The organism is Neomoorella stamsii (assembly GCF_002995805.1).
Lineage (GTDB): Bacteria > Bacillota > DSM-521 > Neomoorellales > Neomoorellaceae > Neomoorella > Neomoorella stamsii.
The window spans coordinates 1-26,375 of record NZ_PVXL01000078.1 but is presented as its reverse complement, the minus strand read 5'-3'; the positions used below and the strand labels follow the sequence as shown (position 1 = coordinate 26,375).

At 51.9% G+C, this 26,375-nt stretch carries 27 protein-coding genes and 3 riboswitches; of the genes, 23 read left to right on the top strand and 4 right to left on the bottom strand.

The features are described from left to right. The first annotated feature begins 26 nt into the window (after window positions 1-26). Together MOST_RS15770 and MOST_RS15765 are read left to right on the top strand one after the other, a co-directional pair. The gene (locus MOST_RS15770; protein ID WP_208974837.1) at window positions 27-1,013 is read left to right on the top strand and encodes an agmatinase family protein; all 987 of its coding nucleotides are present in this window, start codon (window positions 27-29) and stop codon (window positions 1,011-1,013) included. 123 nt (window positions 1,014-1,136) lie between these two features. Continuing rightward, window positions 1,137-2,066, top strand: coding sequence for a DMT family transporter (locus MOST_RS15765; RefSeq protein ID WP_054936633.1), 930 nt, complete (start codon window positions 1,137-1,139; stop codon window positions 2,064-2,066). 58 nt (window positions 2,067-2,124) lie between these two features. On the opposite strand, the gene MOST_RS15760 is transcribed toward MOST_RS15765, so the two are convergent. After that, on the bottom strand, window positions 2,125-3,300 hold the full coding sequence (locus MOST_RS15760; RefSeq protein WP_054936632.1) for a pyridoxal phosphate-dependent aminotransferase: 1,176 nt from the start codon (window positions 3,298-3,300) through the stop codon (window positions 2,125-2,127). A gap of 158 nt (window positions 3,301-3,458) precedes the next feature. Then, window positions 3,459-3,559, top strand: a riboswitch (purine riboswitch). 206 nt (window positions 3,560-3,765) lie between these two features. On the opposite strand from MOST_RS15760, the gene MOST_RS15755 reads away from it, so the two are divergent. The 15 genes from MOST_RS15755 to MOST_RS15685 all read left to right on the top strand — a co-directional run bounded on the left by MOST_RS15755 (window position 3,766) and on the right by MOST_RS15685 (window position 21,276). Then, complete coding sequence (locus tag MOST_RS15755; protein ID WP_054936631.1) at window positions 3,766-4,911, top strand: BMP family ABC transporter substrate-binding protein; 1,146 nt, start codon at window positions 3,766-3,768, stop codon at window positions 4,909-4,911. A gap of 180 nt (window positions 4,912-5,091) precedes the next feature. After that, a complete protein-coding gene (locus MOST_RS15750; protein WP_054936630.1) occupies window positions 5,092-6,609 on the top strand; it encodes an ABC transporter ATP-binding protein in 1,518 nt (505 codons plus the stop codon). Then, window positions 6,609-7,709, top strand: coding sequence for an ABC transporter permease (locus MOST_RS15745; RefSeq protein ID WP_054936629.1), 1,101 nt, complete (start codon window positions 6,609-6,611; stop codon window positions 7,707-7,709). Before MOST_RS15750 ends, MOST_RS15745 begins: the two co-directional genes overlap by 1 nt. A 1-nt stretch (window position 7,710) precedes the next feature. Further along, complete coding sequence (locus tag MOST_RS15740) at window positions 7,711-8,646, top strand: ABC transporter permease (RefSeq protein ID WP_054936628.1); 936 nt, start codon at window positions 7,711-7,713, stop codon at window positions 8,644-8,646. 95 nt (window positions 8,647-8,741) lie between these two features. Beyond that, window positions 8,742-11,792: a putative selenate reductase subunit YgfK gene (ygfK, locus tag MOST_RS15735; protein ID WP_054936627.1), complete on the top strand. Its 3,051-nt coding sequence runs from the start codon at window positions 8,742-8,744 to the stop codon at window positions 11,790-11,792. Between the two features lie 178 nt (window positions 11,793-11,970). Next, entirely contained in the window at window positions 11,971-12,249 is a 279-nt protein-coding gene (locus MOST_RS15730) for an L-serine ammonia-lyase, iron-sulfur-dependent, subunit alpha (protein ID WP_054936626.1), read from the top strand. A 124-nt stretch (window positions 12,250-12,373) separates the two neighbouring features. Beyond that, window positions 12,374-12,478: riboswitch (glycine riboswitch) on the top strand. A 3-nt stretch (window positions 12,479-12,481) separates the two neighbouring features. Continuing rightward, window positions 12,482-12,569, top strand: a riboswitch (glycine riboswitch). 75 nt (window positions 12,570-12,644) lie between these two features. Beyond that, entirely contained in the window at window positions 12,645-13,745 is a 1,101-nt protein-coding gene (gene gcvT, locus MOST_RS15725; RefSeq protein ID WP_054936625.1) for a glycine cleavage system aminomethyltransferase GcvT, read from the top strand. 17 nt (window positions 13,746-13,762) lie between these two features. Continuing rightward, window positions 13,763-14,155 (top strand): glycine cleavage system protein GcvH, encoded by a 393-nt coding sequence (gene gcvH / locus MOST_RS15720; RefSeq protein ID WP_054936624.1) that lies wholly within the window; start codon window positions 13,763-13,765, stop codon window positions 14,153-14,155. A gap of 4 nt (window positions 14,156-14,159) precedes the next feature. After that, window positions 14,160-15,494: an aminomethyl-transferring glycine dehydrogenase subunit GcvPA gene (gcvPA, locus tag MOST_RS15715; RefSeq protein ID WP_054936623.1), complete on the top strand. Its 1,335-nt coding sequence runs from the start codon at window positions 14,160-14,162 to the stop codon at window positions 15,492-15,494. Next, the gene (gene gcvPB / locus MOST_RS15710; protein ID WP_054936622.1) at window positions 15,491-16,948 is read left to right on the top strand and encodes an aminomethyl-transferring glycine dehydrogenase subunit GcvPB; all 1,458 of its coding nucleotides are present in this window, start codon (window positions 15,491-15,493) and stop codon (window positions 16,946-16,948) included. Before gcvPA ends, gcvPB begins: the two co-directional genes overlap by 4 nt. A gap of 448 nt (window positions 16,949-17,396) precedes the next feature. Next, entirely contained in the window at window positions 17,397-18,236 is an 840-nt protein-coding gene (locus MOST_RS15705; protein WP_054936621.1) for a hypothetical protein, read from the top strand. Window positions 18,237-18,399: 163 nt separating this feature from the next. Next, on the top strand, window positions 18,400-19,041 hold the full coding sequence (locus MOST_RS15700; RefSeq protein WP_129588709.1) for a hypothetical protein: 642 nt from the start codon (window positions 18,400-18,402) through the stop codon (window positions 19,039-19,041). A 225-nt stretch (window positions 19,042-19,266) separates the two neighbouring features. Beyond that, the gene (locus tag MOST_RS15695) at window positions 19,267-19,731 is read left to right on the top strand and encodes a hypothetical protein (RefSeq protein ID WP_161952868.1); all 465 of its coding nucleotides are present in this window, start codon (window positions 19,267-19,269) and stop codon (window positions 19,729-19,731) included. Between the two features lie 223 nt (window positions 19,732-19,954). Next, complete coding sequence (locus MOST_RS15690) at window positions 19,955-20,518, top strand: RNA polymerase sigma factor (protein ID WP_054936618.1); 564 nt, start codon at window positions 19,955-19,957, stop codon at window positions 20,516-20,518. Between the two features lie 2 nt (window positions 20,519-20,520). Beyond that, the gene (locus MOST_RS15685; protein WP_054936617.1) at window positions 20,521-21,276 is read left to right on the top strand and encodes a DUF4367 domain-containing protein; all 756 of its coding nucleotides are present in this window, start codon (window positions 20,521-20,523) and stop codon (window positions 21,274-21,276) included. Window positions 21,277-21,693: 417 nt separating this feature from the next. Here MOST_RS15685 and MOST_RS15680 read toward each other — a convergent pair whose 3' ends face one another. Together MOST_RS15680 and MOST_RS15675 are read right to left on the bottom strand one after the other, a co-directional pair. Continuing rightward, window positions 21,694-22,014, bottom strand: coding sequence for a nucleotidyltransferase domain-containing protein (locus tag MOST_RS15680; protein ID WP_161952867.1), 321 nt, complete (start codon window positions 22,012-22,014; stop codon window positions 21,694-21,696). Further along, window positions 21,986-22,375, bottom strand: a complete 390-nt coding sequence (locus tag MOST_RS15675) for a HEPN domain-containing protein (RefSeq protein ID WP_054936616.1) — start codon at window positions 22,373-22,375, stop codon at window positions 21,986-21,988. The genes MOST_RS15680 and MOST_RS15675 overlap by 29 nt, the downstream gene beginning before the upstream one ends. A 184-nt stretch (window positions 22,376-22,559) precedes the next feature. Here MOST_RS15675 and MOST_RS15670 point away from each other — a divergent pair, with 184 nt between their 5' ends. The 4 genes from MOST_RS15670 (at window position 22,560) to MOST_RS15655 (ending at window position 24,512) form a co-directional block, all read left to right on the top strand. Further along, window positions 22,560-22,868 carry an AbrB/MazE/SpoVT family DNA-binding domain-containing protein gene (locus MOST_RS15670; RefSeq protein ID WP_054936615.1) on the top strand — a complete coding sequence of 103 codons (309 nt, stop codon included), beginning with the start codon at window positions 22,560-22,562 and terminating at the stop codon, window positions 22,866-22,868. Continuing rightward, window positions 22,846-23,103: a type II toxin-antitoxin system RelE/ParE family toxin gene (locus MOST_RS15665; protein WP_054936614.1), complete on the top strand. Its 258-nt coding sequence runs from the start codon at window positions 22,846-22,848 to the stop codon at window positions 23,101-23,103. The genes MOST_RS15670 and MOST_RS15665 overlap by 23 nt, the downstream gene beginning before the upstream one ends. A 37-nt stretch (window positions 23,104-23,140) precedes the next feature. Then, window positions 23,141-23,962 carry an octanoyltransferase LipM gene (gene lipM / locus MOST_RS15660; protein ID WP_054936613.1) on the top strand — a complete coding sequence of 274 codons (822 nt, stop codon included), beginning with the start codon at window positions 23,141-23,143 and terminating at the stop codon, window positions 23,960-23,962. Between the two features lie 160 nt (window positions 23,963-24,122). Then, on the top strand, window positions 24,123-24,512 hold the full coding sequence (locus MOST_RS15655) for a carbohydrate-binding protein (RefSeq protein ID WP_106007225.1): 390 nt from the start codon (window positions 24,123-24,125) through the stop codon (window positions 24,510-24,512). 95 nt (window positions 24,513-24,607) lie between these two features. Here the strand turns inward: MOST_RS15655 and MOST_RS15650 are convergent, their stop codons facing one another. Beyond that, window positions 24,608-24,856, bottom strand: coding sequence for a ribbon-helix-helix domain-containing protein (locus MOST_RS15650; protein ID WP_054936612.1), 249 nt, complete (start codon window positions 24,854-24,856; stop codon window positions 24,608-24,610). A gap of 240 nt (window positions 24,857-25,096) precedes the next feature. On the opposite strand from MOST_RS15650, the gene MOST_RS15645 reads away from it, so the two are divergent. Together MOST_RS15645 and MOST_RS15640 are read left to right on the top strand one after the other, a co-directional pair. Continuing rightward, window positions 25,097-25,828 (top strand): GntR family transcriptional regulator, encoded by a 732-nt coding sequence (locus MOST_RS15645; RefSeq protein ID WP_054936611.1) that lies wholly within the window; start codon window positions 25,097-25,099, stop codon window positions 25,826-25,828. 144 nt (window positions 25,829-25,972) lie between these two features. Next, window positions 25,973-26,375: IS110 family transposase (locus tag MOST_RS15640; protein ID WP_129588656.1), on the top strand; the 403-nt coding region annotated here is incomplete at its 3' end.

Here is a 26,375-nt window from a genome sequence, read left to right as displayed (position 1 = left end):
TAAAACAACGTGAGAGGAGTATGGTTATGAGACTTAATGAGGAAGCAGAAAGGTATTTACTATCAGCCAAAGGCTATGGTAGTTTTTGCCCGGACGATTATGATGTCAAATTGGCAGAGATTATGGGCGACTGGAGGCAGATGGATACTGTAGATCTGGGTATCGTTGGCGTTCCTTTTGATACTTCTGTTATGTATCGACCTGGCTGTCGTTTCGGGCCGGAAAGCATAAGAAATAGCCTGGTTTTTTCGAACATATATGAGCCAAGCCTTGATTTTGACCTTAAAGGTCTAAAGATCAGTGATTTTGGTAATATAGATGTAATTTTTACCGATGTATTGGAAACTCATAAGAGGGTTGAGATAGTAATAACAGAGATTATTAAACAGGGTGTAACCCCTTTAATCCTGGGCGGGGACCACGGTTTAACCTATCCACATGTTAAATCACTGATGAATAATGTCAATGGAAATGTGGGTGTCATAATGTTTGACGCCCACCTGGATGTCAGGAAAAATCATCATGGTATGATTTCGAGCGGGACTCCTTTCCGCAGGTTGATGGAAGAACCGGAAAAGAATCCATTACAACCTAAAAATCTCGTGGAAATTGGCATTAACGGTTGGCTGGCCTCGAGATATTATGGGAACTATTGTAAAGAGCAGGGGATAACTGTAATTCCGGCTCGGGAAGTGCATAAACGGGGCATCGAAGATGTAGTTGAACAGGCCCTGGAAATAGCCGGTGATGGCACGGAGGCTATCTGGATCAGTGTCGATATAGATTGTTTAGATTCAGCCTATGCTCCCGGAACATGCGCCCCCAACACGGGTGGATTAACTTCTTACCATCTATTAGAAGCAATTTGGACCATCGGGCAGCATCCTCTCTGCCGTGGTATGGATCTCCTGGAGGTATCTCCACCATGGGATGTTCAAAACCTTACCTCTTTAACGGCCGCGTCGCTGTGCATGCAATTCATAGGTGCTACTAAAAAACGGATTTACGGGTAATTTTGCCCGCTATCTTCCAGAACAATACCTTACGAGGCTGTTCATATCAAATCTGTATGCGGCCTGGGCTAAGTAATTTTAAGGGATTGCCCGGGCGCCGCCCATTTTTTGGGAGGTATGCGGGTGAATAAAATAAAGTTGGGCACGCTTGCGGCGTTAATTTCCGGGATCGCCTACGGAATTGCCCCTGTTCTTGCTAAAATTGCCTACCATAGTGGGTTAAACGTAATTACAGTCTTGTTATTGCGCTTCCTCGGGGTAGTATTGATTATCTGGTTATACAAAAGAATTTACTGGGGCGACAGAAAACTCTCCGCTCGTATGGTCGTAAAATTAATTTTATTCGGGGCATTAGTTTATGCGGGCATGTCGGGGCTTTATATGCTCTCTTTTACTACTATACCTGCTTCTCTGGCCTGCATCTTGCTTTACCTTTATCCCAGTTTTGTTGCGGTAAGTGCAGCTTTTTTGAGAATGGAAAAATTAACGAGGCAGAAAGGAATAGCTTTGGTACTGGCTACCCTGGGTCTTGTTCTATTGCTCAGGTCTTCTTTTGTCAGAGTTAATTTGGCAGGAATCATTTACGGCATAGGGGCAGCTATGCTTTATGCCACCTATTTAATAATAGGAACAAATATAATGAAAAAAATTGAACCTATCGTGGTAACTATGTATATTATGATGGGAGCGACTATATCATACGGCCTGGCGGGCCTGGTGAGCAGGGGGATTCTTTTTGATATATCGCTGGGGAACTGGGTTTTAATGGCCAGTATAGTTATTTTTACAGTTTTCGGGCTGGTATTTTTATGGATCAGTGTTAGACTGGTCGGTCCCGTTAAGGCCAGCATTATTAGTACTGTCGAAGCACCGGTAACTATGTTTTTGTCCGCACTGATTTTCCGGGAAAGAATGACCGCAACTCAGTTCCTTGGTAGTATGATGATTATAGCAGCCGTTATAATCCTGCAATACTCAGCTGCAAAAGAAAAAGATGAAGGGGAATGCTGGGATATAACTTCACAGGAGAATATGCATTCGCATGGAATCTAGCCTTTATGCTGCGCTTCAATCTTTTATTTTGCGAGATTTATTGAAGGGGGATGTTATCTCATAGCACTTTCACAACAGCGGCAATCTTTACCAAGGCCTTTTCAATGTTTTCTATCGAGTTGGCATAGGAAAGGCGCAGATAACCTTCGCCGTATTTGCCGAAGGCCGCGCCGCTTAAAGCGGCCACACCAGCCTTTTCCATGAGGAAGGTTACCAATTCTTGGCTGGAACGTCCCAGGCCTTTAATGTTGGGGAAGACGTAGAAAGAACCTAGGGGGCGCTTGCAGGTGATGCCGGGGATGCTGTTCAGACCGTCAACAATAAAGTCGCGCCGCTTTTTAAATTCGGCCACCATGGCCGCGGCGGCATCCTGGGGTCCCGTCAGGGCTTCCTGGCCCGCCTTCTGGGTGAAGGCTGCCGTGCAGGAATTGGAGTTGACCATCAACTGGGCTATAGCTTCGGCTAGTTCCCGGTGCATGAGACCGAAACCCAGCCGCCAGCCGGTCATGGCGTAGGTCTTGGAGAAACCGTCTAAAATAATGGTCCAATCTTTCATGCCGGGTTGGGCGGCAATGGAAACCGGCCGGACGCCATCATAGACGATGCGGTCGTAGATTTCGTCGGAGAGGACAAAGATGTTCCTCCCCCTTACCAGATCGGCAATGCGGGCCACGTCTTCTGGAGTAAGGACGCCGCCGGTGGGGTTGGCCGGGGAATTGAGGATCAGGAGTTTGGTCTTGGGGGTAATTAAAGCTGCCAGTTCGCCGACGTCCAGGCGGAAGTCGTTCTCTTCCCTGAGGGGAAGGGTGACGGCTTTGCCTCCCACAAAATTAATGACCGATTCGTAAATGGGGAAACCGGGGTTGGGGTAGATGACCTCATCGCCGGGATTGACTAGGGCCAGGATGGTGAAAAAGATTATGGGTTTCCCGCCGGGGGTGATGACGACTTCCTCAGCAGTATAGGGAACGCCTTTTTGTTTGGTGGCATACTCGGCGATGGCCGCCCGCACTTCCGGCAGGCCGGGGGCGGGGGTATAGTGGGTGTAACCTGCATTTAAAGCCCGAATGCCGGCTTCAATTATGTTGCGCGGGGTATCGAAATCGGGCTCGCCGATTTCCAGGTGAATGATTTCCCTACCCTGGGCTTCCAGGGCCCTGGCCCTTGCCAGAACGAGGAAGGCCGTTTCTGTACCCAGATTATCAATCCTGGCAGCCAATAAGTCGGCAAACATGGACTTTCTCCCTAAAATTTTTAGGGATATAATATTCTACGCCGGAAGTTATTTTCCTTTAAATTTTCCTTAATTAAAATTACTTTAATGAAGAGATTGTTGTCCGGCAGGATTTTTTGCATGAACGGCGAATAATACTCTATTATTATACAAAGCGGAAGTCTTCAAATTGAAGTCTTCGTATAATCCCGGAAATGGGTTCGGGAGTATCTACCAGGTGACCGGAATCACCTTGGCTACGAAGGAGGTTAACCTTTGGCAGCGCGACGGGCACCTGGTTTTTCGTTGCCGTGTTCAATGTTGCTAACAGCCCCGGGAAATATTACCGGGAATGAATTGCCCTGAAGAATACTGAAAGAGGGAGGGGTGTCGCGCGGGCTAAGGTATGTCAGCTTCTGAGTACAGCGCGGGAAAATTTAAGGGAGGAGGTGTAAATCCACAGCTTCGAATGGAAGCTGTGGACCCATGATGCGCAAAGGATGGCGTTTCATACTAGTGCTACTGCTGGCCCTGGTGGTAGCGGTAGCTGCCGCCGGCTGCGGCGGCCAGAAGCCCGCCGGTGACAGCAAGGGTGGGGAAAAGCCGGCGGCCGGTGGGCAGGCTAAAGACGAGAAGTTTAAGGTAGCCTTTATTTACGTGGGACCCGTGGGCGACGCTGGCTGGACCTGGGCCCATGACCAGGGCCGCAAGTATTTGGCTGAGAAGTTACCTTGGGTGGACGCCAATACTTATATGGAAAGCGTCCCCGAAGGGGCTGACGTGGAGCGGGTTTTAACGGAACTGGCGGAAAAGGGTAATAAGGTAATCTTTGCCACCAGCTTTGGTTATATGGATTACGTCATTAAAGTGGCCGAAAAGTATCCCGACATGGTCTTTTTGCATTGCTCCGGCTATAAGACGGCCAAGAATGTCGGCACTTACTTTGGTGCCATGGAAGAACCCCGGTATCTCTCGGGCATGGTGGCCGGCAAAATGACCAAGTCCAATATCCTGGGTTATGTGGCGGCCCATCCCATTCCGGAAGTGATCCGCGGCATCAACGCCTTTACCCTGGGGGCGCGTTCAGTTAACCCCAACGTCAAGGTAAAGGTAGTCTGGACCAATACCTGGTACGACCCGGCAGCCGAAAAGCAGGCAGCCCTGAGCCTTTTAGATGCGGGCGCCGATGTCATTGCCCAGCACCAGGATACGCCCGGGCCCCAGCAGGCGGCCCAGGAGCGCGGCAAATACGGTATTGGCTATAACAGTGACATGCGCCAGTTCGCCCCCAATGCCAACCTGACATCGCCAATCTGGAACTGGGGCCCGTACTATGTTAAAACAGTGGAAGCCGTCAAGAACGGGACATGGAAATCAGAAGACTACTACGGGACCATGAAAGACGGTATTGTTGACCTGGGTCCCTTCAGTGACAAGGTACCCCAGGAGGTTCGCGACCTGGTAAATCAGAAGAAGCAGGAGATTATTGACGGTAAGTTCTACGTCTTCCAGGGTCCCATCAAGGACCAGAGCGGCAAAATCCGGGTACAGGAAGGCCAGAAGATGAGCCACGAAGATGTCCTCGGTTTTAACTGGTTTGTCGAAGGTGTAGAAGGCGAGATCCCGAAATAAAAGGAGCGCGTTAAGCCAGGAGGCCGTGGAATTTATTTCCACGGCCTTAACTATAAGCCGGGAGTTAAGTGATACAATACTAATATAGCCAAAATTTAATTATAAATTATATTTTAGAGCAGGAATTCGCCTTCACAGAGCGAATTATAAGCGAGAAGGTTTTGAGGGAGGCATTTTTTTATGGCAGTACCCCTGGTAGAGATGCGGGGAATAACCAAGGTTTTCCCCGGTGTGGTGGCCAACGACGGGGTTAATCTATCCGTCCAGGCGGGGGAAATTCATGCCCTGCTGGGGGAAAACGGGGCCGGTAAGAGCACCCTCATGAGCATCCTTACCGGGCTGTACCGGCCCGATGGTGGTGAAATCTATATAAATGGTCAGAGGGCGAATTTCCGTTCACCCCGGGATGCCATTGCGGCGGGCATCGGCATGGTCCACCAGCATTTCCGCCTGGTGGCGCCCTTTACGGTGACGGAAAACGTGGCCTTAGGCTTAAAGGGTGGCCTCAAACTCAACTTAAATAAGCTGGCCGGGGAGATAGCCGCCCTTTCTAAAGAATATGGACTCCGGGTAGATCCCCAGGCCCGTATCTGGCAGCTTTCGGTAGGCGAACAGCAGCGGGTGGAGATTATTAAGCTTTTGTATCGCCATGCCCGGGTGTTGATCCTGGATGAGCCGACGGCGGTTTTGACCCCCCAGGAAGCCCGGGACCTGTACCAGACGCTGAAGAAGATGGCCGCCCGGGGCTGCGCCGTAATCTTTATTACCCATAAACTGCAGGAAGTTATGGATGCTGCCGACACCATTACGATTTTACGGGGCGGTAAAACCGTAGCCACCGTCAAAAAAAGCGCAACAAACGAGAAGGAACTGGCCCGGATGATGGTCGGCCGGGAGATCTTATGGCAGGTGAATAAACCTGCAGCCCGGAAAGGCGATAAAGTCCTGGAGATAAAGAATTTAAAGGCCTTAAACGATAAAGGCCTGCCGGCCTTAAGGGGCATAAATCTGGCAGTTTATGCCGGCGAGATCCTTGGTATAGCCGGGGTGGCCGGTAATGGCCAGCGCGAGCTGGCAGAGGTTATTGCGGGTTTAAGACCCTGCCAGGGTGGCACTATTACCGTCGCCGGCCAGGAGTTAGGCCAGTGCGATCCCTGCCGGGTAATTAACGCCGGGGTGGGTTATATACCCGAGGATCGCCTGGGCATGGGTCTGGTACCCAACCTGGGGGCTGTCGATAACCTGCTCCTCAAGGAATACCGCCACCCCCGCTGGGGCCGGGCCCTCCTCAACAGGCGGGCGGCGCGCCAGTGGGCCAGGGAGCTGGTGGAACGCTTTCAGGTCAAGATGGCCGGCCTGGATGCCCCGGTGAAGATGATGTCCGGCGGCAACCTGCAGCGGTTGCTCCTGGCACGGGAGATTTCCACCCGGCCGCGCCTCCTGGTAGCCGTTTACCCGGCCCGGGGCCTGGATGTCGGCGCCACCGAAACAGTGCACCGGCTGCTCCTGGAGCAACGGGCTGCCGGGACGGCCATCCTCTTAATCTCCGAAGACCTGGAAGAGCTTTTCCGCCTGGCCGACCGCATTGCCGTCATGTATGAAGGTGAAATTATGGGCCTGGTGGCTGCCGAAGAGGCCAGCGTTGAGGAGTTAGGCCTGATGATGGCCGGAGCGAAAAGAATGGAGGTTAGTGCCTGATGGTTGGATCTTCCTTACCGGGGCCGGCCCCGGCACCCCTGATCACCTGGGAAAAACGCCTCGAGCCCTCGCGGGTCATGGCGGTGATAGTTCCTGTCATTGCCGTCATCCTGGCCCTGGGGGTGGGGGCCATCTTCCTGGCAGCGACAGGATTTAACCCCTTAAAGGTCTACCAGAGCATGCTTTATGGCGTCGTTGGCTCCAAGTACGGCCTGTCGGAAACCGTCGTCAAGGCCATCCCTTTGATGCTGGCGGGCCTGGGCGTTTCCGTAGCCTTCCGCATGCTCCTGTGGAATATAGGGGCGGAAGGACAATTTTATATGGGCGCCTTTGGCGCCAGCTTTGTAGCCCTTTACTTTCCCCACCTGCCGGCCTACCTCATGCTACCGGCCATGTTTGTAGCCGGTATCGCTATGGGCGGCCTCTGGGCCGTGTTGCCGGCATTGCCCAAAGCCAGGTGGGGTGTAAATGAAGTCATTACTACTTTAATGTTAAACTATGTGGCCATCCTCTGGGTGGATTACCTGGTTTACGGACCCTGGAAGGACCCCAAAGGATTTAATTTCCCCCTGACCGCACCCTTCAGCAAGGCGGCAATCCTGCCGACCATTGCCGGCACTCGCGTCCACCTTGGTCTGATTTTTGCCCTGCTGGCTGCTATTATGCTGACCATTATTCTCTGGCGTACCCGCTGGGGCTACGAAATCCGGGTTATTGGTGAAAGCCCCCGGGCCGCCCGCTATGCAGGGATTAAAATTGAGCGCAATATTATCCTGGTCATGCTGTTGAGCGGCGCCCTGGCCGGCCTGGCCGGCATGAGCGAGGTGGCGGGCATTACCCACCGCCTGCAGCACGGTATTTCCCCGGGGTATGGTTATACGGCCATTATTATTGCCTGGCTGGCCAAACTCCACCCGGCGACCATCATCCTGGTATCTTTCCTTTTTGGCGGCCTCATTGTCGGGGGTTACAGCGTCCAGACTTCCGGCGTGCCGGCGGCGACGGTATCCATGCTCCAGGGAGCCATCCTTTTCTTTGTCCTGGGAGGCGAGATTTTAACCCGCTACCGCCTGCACTTTGGCCGTAAGGAGGGAAAATAATATGGAAAATTCTGTCTGGATCGCCACCCTGGCTGCAGCCATAACTGCCGGTACGCCCATCCTTTATGCCGCCCTGGGGGAAATCCTGGCCGAGCGGGCTGGAGTTTTAAACCTGGGGGTGGAAGGCATGATGCTGGTGGGAGCTGTGACCGGCTTCATGGTAGCGGTGCGCACGGGTAACCCCTGGCTGGGCTTCCTGGTGGCCCTGCTGGCGGCCGGGTTGATGGCAGCCATCTTTGCCTTTTTGACCATCACCCTGAGGGCCAACCAGGTGGTAACCGGCCTGGCCCTGACCATGTTTGGTACCGGTTTAAGCGGTTTTTTGGGCAAACCCTATGTTGGTATTCCCCTGCCCTTAAGCTTCAAGCCCGTGGCCATACCCTTCCTGGTGGATATCCCCCTTATTGGTCCGGTCTTATTCCGCCATGACCCTCTGGTTTACCTGACCTATATTCTAGTACCGTTACTCTGGTACTATTTTTACCGTACCCGGCCGGGCCTGAATTTACGAGCCGTGGGGGAGAACCCGGCGGCGGCCGACGCCCTGGGGGTCAATGTCTTTGCCCTGCGCTATTTCTACGTCATCATTGGCGGCATGCTGGCCGGGGCCGGCGGCGCCTTTCTTTCCCTGGCCTATGCCCCCAGCTGGCTGGAGAACATGACGGCCGGCCGGGGCTGGATTGCCGTGGCCCTGGTTATTTTTGCCGTCTGGGACCCTGTTAAAGCGCTCCTTGGTTCCTATCTCTTTGGCGGCGTGGATGCCCTGACCTATACCCTGCAGGCGGCCACCAAAATCGCCATTCCTTCCTTTTTCTTAAAGATGTTACCCTATATCCTGACCCTGGTGGTCCTGATCATTGCCACCCGCCAGACCCTGGTGAAACACATCGGCGCCCCCGGTGCCCTGTCCATTCCTTACGACCGGGAGGAAAGATAAGGTGGCGGCAACGCCCGGCTTTTCAAAAAATGTTATCAGGTAAGCAGATTTTTTAGTTGGGACTGGATTGCATTTTCATTATGGGGGGATAGCGCATGGGTAGCGTAATGCGTCCGATGCCGTTCAGGAAACTCTTAAACTGGGTACTTGCAGAAAAAGAGAGATACGGCAGCATTTTTGGCCTACCGCAGGAAAAATTTTTCAAGAGGAGAAGGGCCGTCTACCTGCAATTATTTGGAGAATACCTGGAGAACGTCATTGGACCGGCTGCCGGTCCCCATACGCAGCTGGCACAGAATATAGTCGCTGCTTTTCTATCCGGCGGCAGGTTTTTTGAGCTGAAGACGGTGCAGGTGCTTGACCAATTGGACATTCCGAAGCCATGTATCGACGCAGCGGATGAATGTTATAATGTGGAATGGTCAACCGAACTGGCCATTGAGGAAGCCCTGGAAGAGTATGTCAAGGCATGGTTTTTGCTGCACATTTTGCAAAAGGAACTGTGGGGTTCGGACCAGCGGGGCTTCATTTTCAATATGAGCGTTGGCTATGACTTAAAGGGGATAAAATCTCCCAAAGTTGATCAATTCATAGAGGGGCTCAAGGACGCCTCAAATACCGCGATATTCCAGGAATGCAAGACGGTGCTAAAGGAAGAAATTGAAAGGTTTGCGGCGGTGGATGAAGGATTTATCGACAGTATCTCACCAAACATATGTAATTCCGTCACCCTTTCGACTATGCACGGTTGCCCGCCGGCAGAAATAGAAACCATTTGCCGGTATCTCCTGGCTGAGAAAAAACTGCATACTTTTGTCAAGCTGAATCCGACCCTGCTGGGCTATGAATTTGTAAAAGATGCCCTGGCCAGGATGGGTTATAATTACATCCGCCTGCAAGAGGAGTCTTTTAGCCACGACCTGCAATATGAAGATGGCCTCGCCTTATTAAAGAGGCTGCAAGGGTTTGCTCAGGAACAGGAAAGGGGTTTTGGCGTAAAACTTTCCAATACCCTGCCGGTAAAAAACACAAAAGGCGAATTGCCGGGCGAAGAAATGTATCTCTCAGGCCGGGCCCTGTACCCGTTGACCATTAATCTTGCCTCCAGGCTGGCTGCGGAATTTGCCGGCCGGCTGAAAATTTCCTACGCCGGAGGAGGAGATGCTTTTAACATTGTTCGCATCTTCGCAACGGGAATATGGCCCATTACCGTAGCAACGACGCTCTTAAAGCCTGGAGGCTATCTAAGGTTGCAGCAAATTGCCGGGGAACTGGAATCTCACCTGCAGGACAGGGCAACAGATACTGTAGATGTGGAAAAGCTCGCCGAACTTGCGGCCGGCGCCTTTAAAGCTCCCGATTACCTGAAGGAAAAAAGAGGGGTCAGGAGCCGGAAGTTAGTCAAGAAATTACCCTTAACGGATTGCTTTATAGCGCCGTGTACCGTTGGCTGCCCTATTGGCCAGGACATCCCGGAGTATATCAGGCTGGTGGGAGAGAAAAGGTATCGCGAGGCGTATGAACTTATAATTGAAAAAAACCCGCTGCCCTTTATCACGGGAACGATTTGTACCCAGCACTGCGCCGCCAAGTGCACACGCCTGGACTATGATGAGCCGGTTCTCATTCGCGCCATAAAGAAGGTGGCTGCCGAAAACGGCTGCCGGCCTCATGAGCAAAGAGATGGGCAGGCGACCGCGAGAAAAACACCCAGGGTGGCAATTATCGGGGCTGGTCCTTCGGGCCTGGCTGCGGGTTATTTTCTAGCAAAGGCCGGCATGGGTGTCACCATCTTTGACCAAAGGGAAAAGCCCGGTGGTACCGTCGAGTATATTATCCCGCCTTTCCGGATGGCAAGGGAAGCAATTGCAAACGATCTGGAGCTGATTAAGGGGACGGGCGTCGAATTTAAGCTGGGCGCCGATCCGGACTTTTCCGTCGAGCAGCTAAAAAGGGACGGCTATAAATACGTGTACCTGGCGATAGGGGCGGGAGAAGCTAAAGCCCTGGATCTAAAGAGCGGCGCAGAAAAAGTAGTGAGCGCTATTGAATTCCTGGAGAAGTTTAAAGCGGGCAGGAAGACTGTGCAGCTGGGGAAAAAGGTGGCCGTCATCGGCGGAGGGGACGTGGCTATGGATGCCGCGAGGGCGGCCCTGAGGGTGGAAGGCGTAGAAAGAGTTTATATAGTCTACAGGAGAACGAAAGAGTATATGCCGGCGAGCAGGGAAGAGCTCAAAGCTGCCCTGGCGGAGGGCATAATTTTGAAGGAGCTTTTGTCCCCGTACTCCTGGTCGGAAGGTGTACTGCAGTGTCAAAAGATGAAACTTAGCGAACCGGATGCCTCAGGAAGGATGGGTGTAGTTCCTCTAGAGGGTGAATTTGAAAATATGGAAGTTGATGCCGTTATCTCTGCCATCGGCCAGGGTGTGGACTATAGTATTCTGCAGAAGAACGGTATAGAGGTTAACGCGCAAGGGGAAATTGCCATTAATCCCGCTACCAATGAAACAAATGTTGAAAATGTTTTTCTCGGCGGCGATGCCCTGCGCGGTCCGGGCACAATAGTGGAGGCTATTGCCGATGGCCGTAAGGTTGCCGGGGCCATTCTTGCCAGGGAAGGCGGCTTGCAGGACGCCGGCCTCAGGCCATCTTTTGACGAGGGAAAGAGGCTGCAGGAGATCAAGTGGAAAAAAGGAATCCTGCAATCCCCCGGCCAGGACTTACGAGAAGAACCTGGGCGCTGCCTGGAGTGCAGTTTTGCCTGCAATATTTGTGTGGAAGTCTGCCCCAACAGGGCCAACGTTGCCGTTAAAACCGCTCATGGTGTTTACAGGAATTCAAACCAGATCATTCATGTGGACGGCATGTGCAATGAATGCGGCAACTGCGCGACATTCTGCCCCTATGACGGCGCTCCATATAAAGATAAATTAACTCTTTTCTGGAGGGAAGAAGATTTTACGAACAGCCAGAACAACGGTTTCCTCTTGTTAGCAGGCGGGGAGGAACCTGTCTTTAAGCTCCGGGTTGGCGGCAGGGTATTGAAGGTAATGTTTGATGCCTCTGGCAGGGCTGATGCTGATTTAGAAAATGGCATTTTAGACCTTGTTTGGGCTGCTTATAAGGGGTATAAGTATTTGTTTTAAATTACACCTGGCAAGCCTTTAATGCTCAGGGCAACAGCGCCTTGAACGGTGCTGGTTTAGTAGGGGTGGCAAAACCACCCCATCGGCTCCCTGGCCAGGGCTGCCGAGGCCGTAGCCGGCCGTTCTGGGACCAGGATTGTCGCGGGGTAAGTTATGGTCAATTAGCCTCCAGAGCCTGATGAGCCTGGTCTGTGACCCGGTGGGTGGCCTGGTGGAGATACCCTGTGTCATGCGCAACGCCACCGGGGCGGCTCAGGCCCTGGCGGCAGCCGACATCGCCCTGGCCGGTGTCCAGTGCTATCTACCCTTTGACGAGGTAATAGCCGCCATGGTCCAGGTGGGCCGCGCCCTGCCGGCATCATTACGGGAAACCGGTACCGGCGGGGTAGCTGCCTGCCCTACAGCCCGGAGGCTGGTGGAGCAAGCCTTCCGCCAGCTACCTCTTCGCGAACATTAGCACAGGCAAGACAGCATAAAGTTCAAGGAAAAATTACCTGAAAAATTTTTTCGGGCGGCAGGAATTTACACCTGCAGGACGAATAGAATATAATAACTTGAAAATAAAACTGCATACCGGGCGGATGAAGGGAGTGGAAGAGACCCCCTCAAGGGCGCCGAAGGAGCAATTTCCCCCGGGCGGGTGACGGGGGAAGGAACCTCTCAGGCAAAAGTACCGCTCCCGGACCCAACTCTGGAGAGCTTCCTTAAAGCCTGGCTTTAAGGAACACCAAAGGGGAAGGCAGGCAGCTGCCTAATCTCTCAGGTACCAGGACAGAGGCCATCACCGCATGATGCGGCGATGGCTTTTTTATTTGGACATAATAGACATACTAACAAAGCGAGGTGGATTAAGTGGCGGAGTTAAAAAAGACACCTCTATATGAAGAGCATATAGCTGCCGGGGCCAGGATGGTCGAATTCGGCGGCTGGCTGATGCCCGTCCAATACACCGGCATTATCGAAGAACACCAGCAGGTGCGTAACTGTGCCGGCCTCTTCGATGTTTCCCACATGGGAGAGATTGTCATTAAAGGACCGGATGCCTTTAACCTGGTCCAAAAATTAATCACCAACGATGCCGCCCGGGCTACTGGCGACCGGGTGATTTACAGTCCCATGTGTTACCCGGACGGCGGTGTTGTCGACGACCTCCTGGTCTATCCCTGGGGGGAAGGCGGGTACCTGCTGGTAGTCAACGCCGGCAATATTGATAAGGACTTTGCCTGGATCCGGGAGAACGCCGCCGGCCTGGAAGTGGAGGTAAGCAATATTTCCCCGGCCACGGCCCAGCTGGCCCTCCAGGGTCCCCGGGCCCTGGCCATCCTCCAGCCCCTCACGGATGTGGAACTTGCTCCCCTGGGCTATTACCGCTGGACCAGGGGCCGGGTGCTGGGGGTGGATTGCCTGATTTCGCGCACCGGTTATACGGGGGAAGATGGTTTCGAGATCTATTTTGCTGCGGGTAACGCCCCCGCCATCTGGCGCCGGCTCCTGGCCGCAGGCCAAAAAGCGGGCCTGGTGCCAGCCGGGCTGGGGGCCCGGGATACCCTGCGCCTCGAAGCAGCCCTGCCCCTTTACGGCCATGAGCTGGGCCCGGCCATCAGCCCCCTGGAGGCGGGCCTGGGCCGCTTCGTCTGCCTGGCGAAGGGTGAATTCAACGGCCGGGCAGCCCTGGCGGCGCAAAAAGAAGCCGGCCTAAAACGCCGGCTGGTGGGCCTGGCCATGGTTGACCGGGGCATCCCCCGGCCGGAGTACCCCGTCCTGGCAGGTGGCCGGGAAATTGGTTATGTTACTTCCGGTTCCTATGCCCCAACTTTAGGGAAAAATATTGCCCTGGCCCTGGTGGCGGCAGGAACTGTTAGCGCCGGCGCCGAAGTAGAGGTGAGCATCCGCGGCCGCCTGCACCGCGCCGTGGTGGTGGATCTCCCCTTCTACCGCCGGACCAAAAAGTAAGAAGGAGGAATGGGAACATGGAATTCCCTGCTAACCTGTATTACAGTAAGGATCATGAATGGGTGGAAGTTGAGGGCAACCGCGCCCGCATCGGCATTACCGACTACGCCCAGGAATCTTTGGGAGATATCGTCTTTGTCGAGTTACCCCAGGTAGGCGACGAGCTGGCTGCCGGTGACAGCTTTGGCGTCGTCGAGTCCGTCAAGTCGGCCTCCGATGTCTACGCACCGGTAGGCGGTAAAGTCGTCGCCGTCAATGAAGCCCTCCTGGATTCACCCCAGGACATCAACGCCGACCCTTACGGCAAGGGCTGGATGATTGAGCTGGAAATGAATGACCCGGCTGAAGTGGAAAACCTGATGGATGCCGGTGCTTACCGGCAACTGGTGAAGGAGGAGAAGGGGGAGTAGGGGGATGACGTACATTCCCACCACGGCAGCGGAACGGCAGCAGATGCTGGCGGCCTGCGGGGCCAACCGGATGGAAGAGCTTTTTAACGACATACCGGCGACTGTCCGCCTGGGCCGGGACCTCAATCTCCCCCGGCCCATGGCGGAAGCCGAGGTCTGGCGCCACCTGGAGGAACTGGCCGGGAAAAATAAAAGACTGATCTCCTTCCTGGGCGCCGGTGCCTATGAGCACTACATTCCCAGCGTTGTTGGCAACCTCCTGGCCAGGTCGGAGTTTTATACCGCCTACACGCCCTACCAGCCGGAGATCAGCCAGGGGACTTTACAGGCCATTTTTGAATTTCAATCATTAATGTGCGAGCTGACGGGCCTGGATGTAGCCACGGCGTCCCATTACGACGGGGCTACGGCCACAGCCGAGGCAGCCCTGGTGGCCTGCAACGCCACCCGGCGCCAGAAGATTTTAGTTTCCCGGGCCGTCAATCCCCAGTACCGGGCCGTCCTGGCCACCTATACCAAAGGCCAGGGAGTAGAGCTTATAGAGATACCCCTGGCCGATGGCCGGACGGACCTGGCTGCCCTGGAAAAAATGGCCGGGAAGGACGTTGCCGGGGTTGTCCTGCAGAATCCCAATTTCTTTGGTCAAATTGAACCCATGGCCGCGGCAACGGAACTGGCCCATCAGGCCGGGGCTTTAAGCATTGCCGTCGTGGATCCCATTTCCCTGGGGCTGCTGGCGGCACCGGGGGAATACGGCGCCGACCTGGCCGTGGGCGAGGGCCAGGGCCTGGGTAATCCCCTGAACTTCGGCGGCCCTTACCTGGGCTTTATCGTCGCCCGGGAGAAGCTGGTACGGCGGCTGCCGGGCCGCATCGTCGGCCAGACCACGGATGTCGAAGGCAAACGGGCCTTTGTCCTGACCCTCCAGGCCCGGGAGCAGCATATCCGCCGCGAGAAAGCTACTTCCAACATCTGCTCCAATGAAGCCCTCTGCGCCCTGGCAGCCACCATATATCTCGCGGCCCTGGGTAAGGAGGGCCTGAAGCAAGTGGCCCGCCAGTGCCTGCTGAAGGCCCACTACGCCTACGACAGGCTGGCCGCCCTGCCCGGGGTGACGCCGGTCTTTCATGGCCCCTTCTTCTGCGAGTTTGTCCTGAAGACGAAACTGGGGCCAGGGGATGTGGCCCGGGGCCTGGCGGATCAGGGTTTTGCCGCCGGTTTTGACTTAAGTCCTTATTACCCGGAAATCAAAGGCGCCATGCTTTTTACCGTCACGGAAGTGCGGACCAGGGCCGAAATTGACGCTTTGGTAGCGGCCATGGGAGGGATACTGGCATGAGGACGGAACCGTTACTTTTTGAACTGGGGGCTCCGGGCCGGCGGGGTTATACCCTGCCGGAGTGCGACGTGCCGGGGAAGGTAGAAGATTACCTCCCGGAAGCGGCCCGCCGCCGGGCTGATGCCGCCCTGCCGGAGCTGGGCGAAGTGGAAGTCGTCCGCCATTTTACCCACCTGTCGAGCATGAACTATGGGGTGGATACCGGCTTTTACCCCCTGGGCTCCTGCACTATGAAATACAACCCCAAGGTCAATGAAGCGGCCGCCAGTTTACCCGGGTTCACCAGCCTGCACCCCCTGGTGCCGGTTGAGGCGGCCCAGGGCGCCCTGGAACTCATGTACAACCTGCAGGAGTATCTCGCGGAAATCACCGGTATGGACGCCGTTACCCTGCAGCCGGCCGCCGGGGCCCACGGCGAGTATACCGGCCTGGCCATTATTGCCGCCTATCATCAGAGCCGCGGCGATCTGGAACGCCGCCAGGTGCTGGTACCGGATTCCGCCCATGGGACCAATCCAGCCAGCGCCGCCATGGCCGGCCTGGAAGTAGTCCAGATACCATCGGACGAGCGGGGCCTGGTAGACCTGGAAGCCCTGCAGGCGGCCGTCGGCCCCCGGACGGCGGCCCTTATGCTGACCAATCCCAACACTTTGGGCCTTTTTGAAAGCGATATTGAAGCCATGGCCGCCCTGGTCCACGCGGCCGGCGGGCTCCTCTATTATGACGGCGCCAACCTGAACGCCATTATGGGTATTACCCGGCCGGGGGATATGGGCTTTGATGTGGTGCACTTGAACCTCCACAAGACCTTCTCCACCCCCCACGGGGGCGGCGGACCCGGTAGCGGCCCGGTGGGGGTGAAAAAGCACCTGGCGCCCTTCCTGCCGGTACCGGTGGTGGCTTGCAACGAAGCCGGCCAGTATTACCTGGATTACGACCGGCCCCAGAGCATCGGCCAGGTACGTTCCTTCTACGGCAACTTCGGCGTTTTGATCAAGGCCTACACCTATATCCGTACCCTGGGAGCTCCCGGCCTAAAGGAAGCCAGCGAGCAGGCCGTTTTAAACGCCAACTACATGCTGGCGCGGCTCAGGCCATACTTCAAGGTGCCCTTCGACCGGGTGTGCAAGCATGAGTTTGTCATCGCCCCGCTCAAAAAGGTTAATGACGCCGGCGTTCATACCCTGGATATCGCCAAACGCCTCCTGGACTACGGCTTCCACGCGCCGACCATCTACTTCCCCTTGATTGTTCCGGAGGCCATGATGATTGAGCCCACGGAAACAGAACCCAAGGAAACCCTGGATGCCTTCTGCGATGCTTTGATAGCTATCAGCAAAGAGGCAGTCGCCAATCCGGACCTCCTCCACAGCGCGCCCCATAACACCCCGGTGCGGCGCCTGGACGAAGTCGGCGCCGCCAGGAACCCGGTCTTACGCTGGCAGGGAAAGTAGTTGTCCCTGGCGAAAGATGAACAAGCCGGCAGGCACGGAGCTGCCGGCTTTGCTCCTTCTATGTCGCAAAAAACCGCTAAGATCTTGAGGACTTCAATAACTTTTTCTAACTACTCCAGCCAAAGCCAGTCCGGTTTCAACCTGATATTTTGCAGCGGAGCCAGAGGCGGGAACTAAAAAATAATATTTTTATGGGAACCAACAGGCCTTAATTTTTATCTTAATTTATAGAAGGGGGACAACTTATCGGTCGGAAGGGAGGTGCCAGAAGGTTGTTCAGAATTGATTGAAGGGCATGGTTAAGCCAATATTAAGTTAATCAATGGTAGTGTGGGAGCATGTATTGGGAGGAAGAATCCTCTGACCGTTATCGTACTAGAAAGAGGTAAGAACATCTCATTGGTGTTGGTCCAGAAGACTCTATAATTTAAAACGGGGGTATAAGGTAATGAAACGACTCTTTAGAGTGGTAACACTTTTAACTTGTTTATTGCTTCTAATGCCTACACTGGCCGTTGCCTCGAATGAATCTTCTAAGCCTAAATTAGATAAGGATTTTACACAGGAGGAATTAGAGGCCCGGTTCCAACAAATCCACAGTGTCATGCGTAAAGTGCATGAGAAAGAAATTACTCATGTAGATGCGCTGAACAAACTAGCAAAAATAGGTGTTTTTCCCGCAAAGGGATATATCAGGAATAATAATGGTGATGAAATTACAATTCAAAGTAATCCTGACTATGCTATATGGCTTCCAACGGCCTTTGCTCTAAAAGATACTGAGACAGGTTATTGGTATGCTGGTGTACATTTCTTTTGGAAAGATCCTGCATACTGGCAGTCAGATTTCCCAAACCCTTGGCCTGCACAGCCAGGGGTTGGAGTGAATATTGGGGGATATGATGGTTTTGGGATTGCTTTTTCGCGTGGTATAAATAGGGTTACACAGACCTTCGATGTATATGACACACACGCTAACCGTACATCTTACAGCACACCTAGTAAAAGCAGTTCATACGGTGTTGGTTATACTAAACAAGATTATGGTTACAAAATGTCTGATGGAACCTACGATTATAACTGGGATTCAGGCTATCTGGGGATTTACTTTACTCCTCAGGAACCGGGTCAAGAGATGTCAGTTTGGCAAGAAATGGCTCACACTTGGGAGACAACCTCTGTTTCTATAACAGGAATTTCATATATCGGCATTAGTTGGCAATTTAATAAGCTAGAAAATAGATGGAATGCAGTTGCACCATATGCCTATGTATTTACACCGTATTAATTCTGACTTTAAAAAGAATGAAAAATAATTTAATTATCTAAGCTAGTGGTAACCCCAGTTTAAATAAAGGTAAAGGCTTTAACTAGGGGTTACCACTTGCTATTTATTATCATAAGTTGAGCTAATGTGGCTCGCTTTGCTGTGGGAGGGAAAGAAATATAATATGCCAAGAAACTTATTATTGTTTCTTCAGGTTATTATTGTTACAACAATTTTTTTAACAAGCCTTTTCTGCTTAGGCGGCTGCTCTGCCACCAATACCATTCCCCAGCCGGAGGACATTTTATTCGATGCTAAAGTTTATTCCTTTAATTCTGTTTGCAAATATCGTTCCTATTTTGGCCTCATAAACTACGGTCGTTCAGATGATGAGTATCAGGACGAAATGAAACAGGCGATAGAAGTAGCGGTCTTTTGGGAACTGCGTCCGCAAAAGCGTCTAGAAGATGAGAACAAACTTTATTATCCACCATATATCCTGATTATTCCTGATAGAGAGTACTGGACATATGCGGGCACCATGCAAAGTGTAAACAAACTGCATACCGTTATATCCTTACCTTATGATATTATCGACAATGTTTTAAAAGATTACCCAGAATACAACTGGGTCAAAAATAGTGAAGAACGTTTTGCATGGGTGCTGCATGCAACCTCTTTTGAACAAGGTTTCACCAGTTTAGCATTTAGAAAAAGAAGCAATTCCGGACAACCCCAACCGTTCAAAATTTACTTTATTTACTATGATCCGGTTCTCAAGAAAGGATGGGCCAAATCATTGGAAGTTGCTAGTCCCAGTAGTTAGAGAGGAGTGCTGCCAGAAAGTGAAGGAAAAAGGCACCTAAACATCAGGAGAACAGGTGATTAAACTGATGCTGGGAAGCAGCTACACCCTGGCCCTAACCCAAAACATACCCGTAGGTTCCCGCTAAAACAGGATGATTTTCGTTTTTTTTCGTAATAAATATTATGGGAACCTAACAGCGTTTATTTTTATCTAAATAACGACGAAATTATCAAGGGGGAATGAATGATGTTATCGAGAAAAATGCCATTAATAGTAATACTTGCTATCCTTTTGTGGTCTTTTGGACTGATTAGTAATCCTTCGTTTGCCCAAAACGCATTGCCTTCTCCTCCTGCAGAAGAAAAATCCGGAATCGGTATTGAAAGTTTACAATTAATCGCCTTCTATGGTAGTCAAATTTCTCAGGTTGGTAGTGAAGCTAAAGTTATGCTTGAAGGTTATACTACTACCCAATCAGCAGTAGACTATATTGCCGTGAGAATATATCTGCAGAAATGGGATGGATATAACTGGGTGGATGTTATTTCTTATCCTTTTGAGGATTACTTTACTTCTTATGTGGAGGGAGTATATTACTACCCCGTGCAACGCGGATATTATTATCGAGCCAAGGGTCTTCACTTGGCCCGGGATGGAGCAGTAGCCGAAGAGACAATTTCATATACTGCCAGTATCAAAATCCAGTAAGCTCGAGCTTCCATATTTTTTATCAAAGGTTGCTGAGGAAAATAGTTTTTAACGCCATCGGGGTCCAAAGCACCCCGATTTAATTTTTAAAGTACTTGACGGCAATATTTCTATCTATTTTTACCACCATTCTTTCCATTATCTAGCTATTATACCATAAATGTGTTATAATTAAATATAAAAGTTCTCACATTCTTGTCTTATGAGTCGGGGAGGTAATGAAATGCTATTTAAGAAACATAAAACCGTATGCTCTCCCGAAATACAGCAGATTATTTACGAATCCTTCTTTGACCGTGTATATCGCTGCGCCCTCTCCCTGACTCGTGACCCGGCTGCAGCAGAAGAAGTAGCTCAGGAAACCTTCATGATAGCATTTGAGAAGTATCACCAGTTACGCGACCCAGCCAAAATCGGTGCCTGGCTGGTTGCCATAGCCCTCAATGTGGCCAGGGCAAACTATAATCAATCTAAAAAGGTTGTCCCCTTGAATCCCGATGACATAGCCCGGGTTCGTGATAATTATTGCTGGCAGAATATGGAAAAGTTATTAGAAGACCGGGAAATAGTGCAGGACTTAAAAGAAGCCATCAGCGAGCTGCCCATGGAGTTCAAAGAAGTTTTGATTTTAAAATATTACACCGAAATGGAAGTGGAGGAAATAGCTTTCCTTCTTGAAATTCCTTTGGGTACAGTTAAGTCCAGATTAAGCAGGGCCAGGGAAAGACTGCGGAAAATGCTGATAAGTAGAGAATTTGGCCGGCTCTCAAGCAAAGGAGGGAATTAATAGTGTTAACTGATCACGAACTGGATAAATTAATTAGAACTGCTATCCGTGAGGAAATAGAAGAGCAAGAAGTACCTCCCGAGGCCAGGGAGAGGGTACGGAAGGCTTTGGGGCTAAATAAATTGAGGCGCGTTAAGGGAGGGTTCAGGGCAGCAGCTCTAGTTGCTGGTGTGACGTTAATTATGGTCTTATCTGCCTATTTAGTTTTCCCTACCAAAGCCACGGCCATTAGTATAGTGCTAGTAAAAAGGCTGGAATACTTAGTTAAAGACAGGCTTTATAATATTGCGGAGAGGTACAGTGCAGAACAGAACCCTGGAGCCTCAGTCCCAGTCCCAGCCCCGGACATCGGGAAGGAAGAAAAAGTATCCCTGGATGAGGCCCGGTCCAGGTTACCTTTTGCGTTATTGATTCCCGGGTATCTGCCGGAAGGAACTGTTTTAACGAGTATTTCTCTTTCCGGTAACAAACCCCTTATGGAAGTTACCTTCGTCTATATGGGTAATACGGGGATATTAAAGATAAAGGAAAGCGGGATAAGTAGCAACAGAGGAGTGGGGATCGGCTATGATGCTGATGATACAAAAGTCAAGAAAATAGAAGTTCGAGGTGTGGAGGCCAATCTACTTTCGAACAAAAGCGGCCAAACCCTATTAATCTGGCATGAGCAAGGAGTCACTTACAGAATTGAGGGAGCCTATACTGCCGAAGAAATTGTTAAGATTGCCAATAGCCTTTCCGCCTATTCGGAAAGATAGGCGCCTCGTAACACCTCCGGTGCGGCGCCTGGACGAAGTCGGCGCCGCCAGGAACTCGGTCTTACGCTGGCAGGGAAAGTAGTTGTCCCTGGCGAAAGATGAACAAGCCGGCAGGCACGGGGCTGCCGGCTTTTACTCGATCTATACCTAATAAAACGCATTTTACCGAAGCTTATACCCGGTAGTAAGGGAGGAGGGATGCTGCTTACTTGCTCGAGCGTAATTTATTAAGTAAACGTCTTTCAATATCCCTTAGCATTAACTTCGTTTTTGTAAGGTCCATATTTGTTACTTCGGCAATCTTATAAATCGGCATGGCAGTTTTTATTCGGCTCCCTGGATCAACCTATTAAATCAGGAGAATAAGCTGTGCCACTTATTAGGGATAATCATAAGCATAGGGAGTGTATAGCAAGGCTAGAGTTGGATGGCATTTTTTAAAAGCTCCCCGGCAAAACGGCTGTTTTTAAGTTCACCGGGAGTATACACAAAAAGGTCCAGTCCCACGGGAAATTTGCCGGGCAAATAATCCGGTACTCTATCCCAGGGTTTTCTATCGTCATTTGTAACCAGGATCAAAAGGTCGATGTCGCTATAAGGGGTGTAGTTCCCCCTGGCCCAGGATCCGCAGAGGTAAACAGCCAGTACCTCCGGCCTTGACTTCAACCTTGCCGCCAGGTCTTCCAGGGCATTTCTGACAGTATTTTCGTCAACTGAGATGACTCTTACAGAATTCAATGATTTCACCTGCAATCTTGATGGCGGTGTCAGCCTCCCCCGCAGTGTAAAAATCGGTGGGCGCTCCGATTTCAAAACCATTCGGATAGCGGGCCGGGATATAATGCTTGTCGATAACTTTGGCTTGCTCAATCAATTTTCCGGGTACGGCAATTTCCGCAGGAAGATTTGCTAGTAAAATGGACACGGTATGACCCCAGGCATCAAGGTGCAACTTTTGAAATAATGCTTTTACTGCTTTTTCCGCCGCCTGCTGGGCGGCAAAACAGGACCATTCAAAATCCCCGGCGTTAAACGAATTAATGGCATGCCTTAAGTCTGCTTCTGCTTGCCGCAGCCAGTCGCTGCTTCTTTCAGGCATTTTCAACACCTGCAATATTATTACATATTTTCCCATCTATTTACAGGATAGCATTATGCGAGAAGTATGTCAATATCAGGGTAAATATTTAAGATTAGTCCCCGGGTGCAGTTTTTAATGGGGATTATATTTCCCGGATCTGTTATAATACAGAAAAACGGAAGTAAAAAGAGGTGTATCAGGTATGGAGCGGGGACACGCAGTAATTGAACAAGTGCAGAAGAGGATGCTTATCAGTATAGGTCAACTGGCAAAGAAACTGGGGCTTAAAGAGGGTGATTATGTACGCTTAGAGTTGGCCGAAGATGGTACCAGCCTTCGCCTTGTCCCGGTTGACTGGCACCCCAGGCAACAGGAATATTTCTGGAGCGAGGAATGGCAGGAAAGGATGCAACGGAGCTTGCAGCATCTGGCGGAAGGGCGAGTTAAGGCTTACGGCAGTGTTGAAGAATTAATAGGAGAACTGGAGAATGCCTCAGATAATAAGGACTGATAGTTTCCTGGAACAGTTTCAAGAGTTAAGCAAAGAAGCTCAAAAGCACGTGTTGAAAACCATACGCTTCCTGGCTCAAAACCCGTGCCATCCTTCCCTTAAGATACACCGTATTAAAGGAACACCCTTTTGGGAAGCCTATGCCAGCATTAGTATCCGGGTTATTTTTGAGCGGACCGGTGATACTCTGGTATTACTAGCTTGCGGTCATCATGATGTCCTTAAGAAATATTAATGCGATCTAATCAGTTCAGGACCAGGGGGGTAAATCTATGCCGGCGGAAACCTGGCGGCTATTAGATACCGGTGTGGCCGATCCTTACACCAACATGGCCGTGGACGAGGCCATCCTGCTGGAGCACCGGGAAGGCAAAACGCCGCCAACCTTACGTTTTTATGCCTGGCAGCCGCCAACCATCTCCTTGGGTTATTTCCAGCAACTGGAGAAAGAAATCGACGTGGTGGCTGTCAGGGAGCGGGGGCTGGGGCTGGTGCGCCGCTTAACCGGCGGCCGGGCCGTACTCCATGATAATGAAGTCACCTACAGCGTGGTGGCCCGGGAAGACCACCCCCTCATGACTGGCGGGATTCGCCCTTCTTACCTGCGCCTGGCGGAGGCCCTGGCCCTGGGGTTAAGGGAGCTGGGAGCGCCAGTGGAGATTGCCTCTGGCCGCAAAGGAGGCCAGGATGAGCATACTTCGGCCGCCTGTTTTGATGCCCCCTCCTGGTATGAGATAACCTGTGGCGGCCGCAAGCTGGTAGGCAGCGCCCAGACACGTAAGGGGGGCGTGGTCCTCCAGCACGGGTCGATAGTCATCGCCTTAAATGTTGACGACCTTTTTGCCGTCCTAAAAATGCCTTCGGAAGCCGTACGCCAGCGCCTCAAGGATAAATTTTACCACCAGGCCTGCGGCCTGGAGGACATTTTAGGCCGCCGGGTCGAAGGAGAGGAAATAAAGGCCGGTATAGCCCGGGCCTTTACCAGGCTCTACGGCTTAGAATTTATACGGGGAGAGCTGACAGATGGGGAAAAAGGGCGATTGGAGGAGTTAAGGGCGAAATATGCCAGTAAAGACTGGTTGGAAAGACGGTAAGTTCCTAAAGAACCGACCTGCATCTCTAAACTCATTTTTCGCGCCTGGTGTCTTAGAGCAGCGCTATTACCGGACAGGCGAGAAAGTAGCAGTTTTTGCATAGCCCGGCCTGGCTCCAGGGAAACTAATTTTAGCAACTTTTCCTGGGGAGGTAATAGATTTGGGCGATAAAAACCGCAGCCGCTTTGTGAGTGATGAAGGGACGCGCCTGCAACAGATGCGGGCGGCCGAATATCCCGGCGGGGTGGTGGTGGACCCGGTACCCATTACCGCCGGCGACGAAGTGACCATCCTTTACCACGGTCTCCTGGATGCCTGCGGCGCCGACCAGGTATGGATGCATACCGGTTACGGGGACGCCAATAACTGGCAGAATATCTATGATTACCGCATGGAGCGTACCGGCTACGGCTGGGTCAAAAACATCCGGGTGGAAGACGGCAGCCGCCTGAACCTCTGCTTCAAGGATAGCGCCAACAACTGGGACAACAATAACGGCCTCAACTGGAGCTTTGAAATCCACAACGGCAACCTGCCGGGACGCAGGTAAAAGCAAGCCTCCTATCCATAACAGTGATCTAGAGGCCCCCTGGACTTAGCCGGGGCCTTTTAATTTTATAAAGGCGAGCAAAAAGGGCTTCATGTTTACCGGCCTTTCCGGGGATAGAGATAAGCATCATGGCGGGTGGAAAGATCGTGATCCTGGCTCTGGATACGGCCGCCTAATTGCCAGATAGGATCTTCAAGTTTGGGGGTGTTGGCTTCTATTTCGGTAAAGTAGCGTTCCAGCGATTCTCTGATTTGTTCGGCCATGGACTTACCAGTAATGACCGCGCGTCTTCGCAAGCGCTCATAAAGTTCTTCTGGCAAGTAAATCTGGGTGCGTACAGCCATGGCTTTAATACCTCCCTCTGTAATATACATATACATTATACAGCAACATATATAAATAAAACACAAGAGAAAAAACGTAGCAGCAGCGAGTGCTCGGCTTAAGCTAAATTAATGCTGATGTTAGTTTACCTTAAGCAGGAATTATCAAATAAATGGAGAATAGTTGTATAAACGACAAAGCTTCCTTGGAACCCAGGGTTGTTAAGCTGGTTATCCTACCTGAGTGAGGTGGGTTAACACGTGGCTATAGACAAAAGTTCTTTTGTGCCTCCTTACTATCAGCTCGCGCAAATCCTGGAACGCCAGATCAGGTTAGGTGAATACCGCCCGGGCGAGGCTTTACCCTCCGAAGCGGAGCTGAGCGAAAAATACGGGTTAAGCCGCATGACCGTCCGCCGCAGCCTGAGCCAGCTGGCCAGGGCCGGTCTCATTCGCACTGAACGAGGGAAAGGTACTTTTGTCTCCCGGCCCGAGCTGGACCGCGCTGTTTTTGTCATGGAAGAATTCCACAAGGAGGTGGCTGCGCGGGGGTTAACCTCCAGTGTCCGGCTGCTGGAAGCCAGGCTGGTTCCCGCACCGGAAAGGGCAGCGGGGAAATTACAAGTTCCGGTAGGGACGAAGGTGCTCTATATCCGCCGTTCCCTTTTAGCCGGGGGAGAGCCCCTGGCCTATGACCGTAAATACCTCCGTTACGACCGGGGACGCCCTATCCTTGAGAACGAGCTCCAGTACCAGGCGCTCCCGGACATGGTGGAGAAACATGCCGCGGCCCTGCCTGTAAGCAGCAAAATGATCTTACAGGTAACATCCCTGAATGACGAAGAGGCCCGGGCTTTACGGGTGGCGCCGGGTTCGCCGGCCTTCTTGCTGGAGCAGGTACTCCTGGCCGGGGATGGCCGGCCGGTGGGGTGGGGATGGTGTTTATACCGTGGCGATCGGTATCAATTGACTTCGGTTCACACGGTAATTTAGCCGCTGGGTACAGGCCTGCTACCAGTTTAACAAAGATGAGAGCATTCCTGTAATGATGTAAGGTAGGTGTTGCCAATAAAAAAGCCTCCTGGTAAAAAAATAATAGACCAAAACAAACAAACCAACCAGGAGGCGAGAAACCGAATGAATGAGGTGCAAAAGAAATTACTGGTCCATGGTGATGTGATAATTGTCGGTATCGATGTAGCCAAACACAACCACTGGGCACGGATCTATAACCAAATCGAACTGGATGTGGTCAAACCCTTCAAGTTTCATAATAGCAAAGAAGGCTATTATCGTCTAGTGGCAAAAATGGAAGAAGCGAAAGAAAAAGCCAGGGCAACAAAAGTAGTAATCGGCATGGAACCCACAGGCCACTACTGGAAACCCTTAGCATGGTTTCTCCAGGAGCAGGGCTATACGGTAGTGATAGTCAACCCCTATCACGTCAAAAGGCGGAAAGAGGAAGTAGGTAACTCCCCCACCAAGAACGACCGCAAAGACGCCGGGATAATAGCCAAAATAGTCAAGGACGGGAACTTCC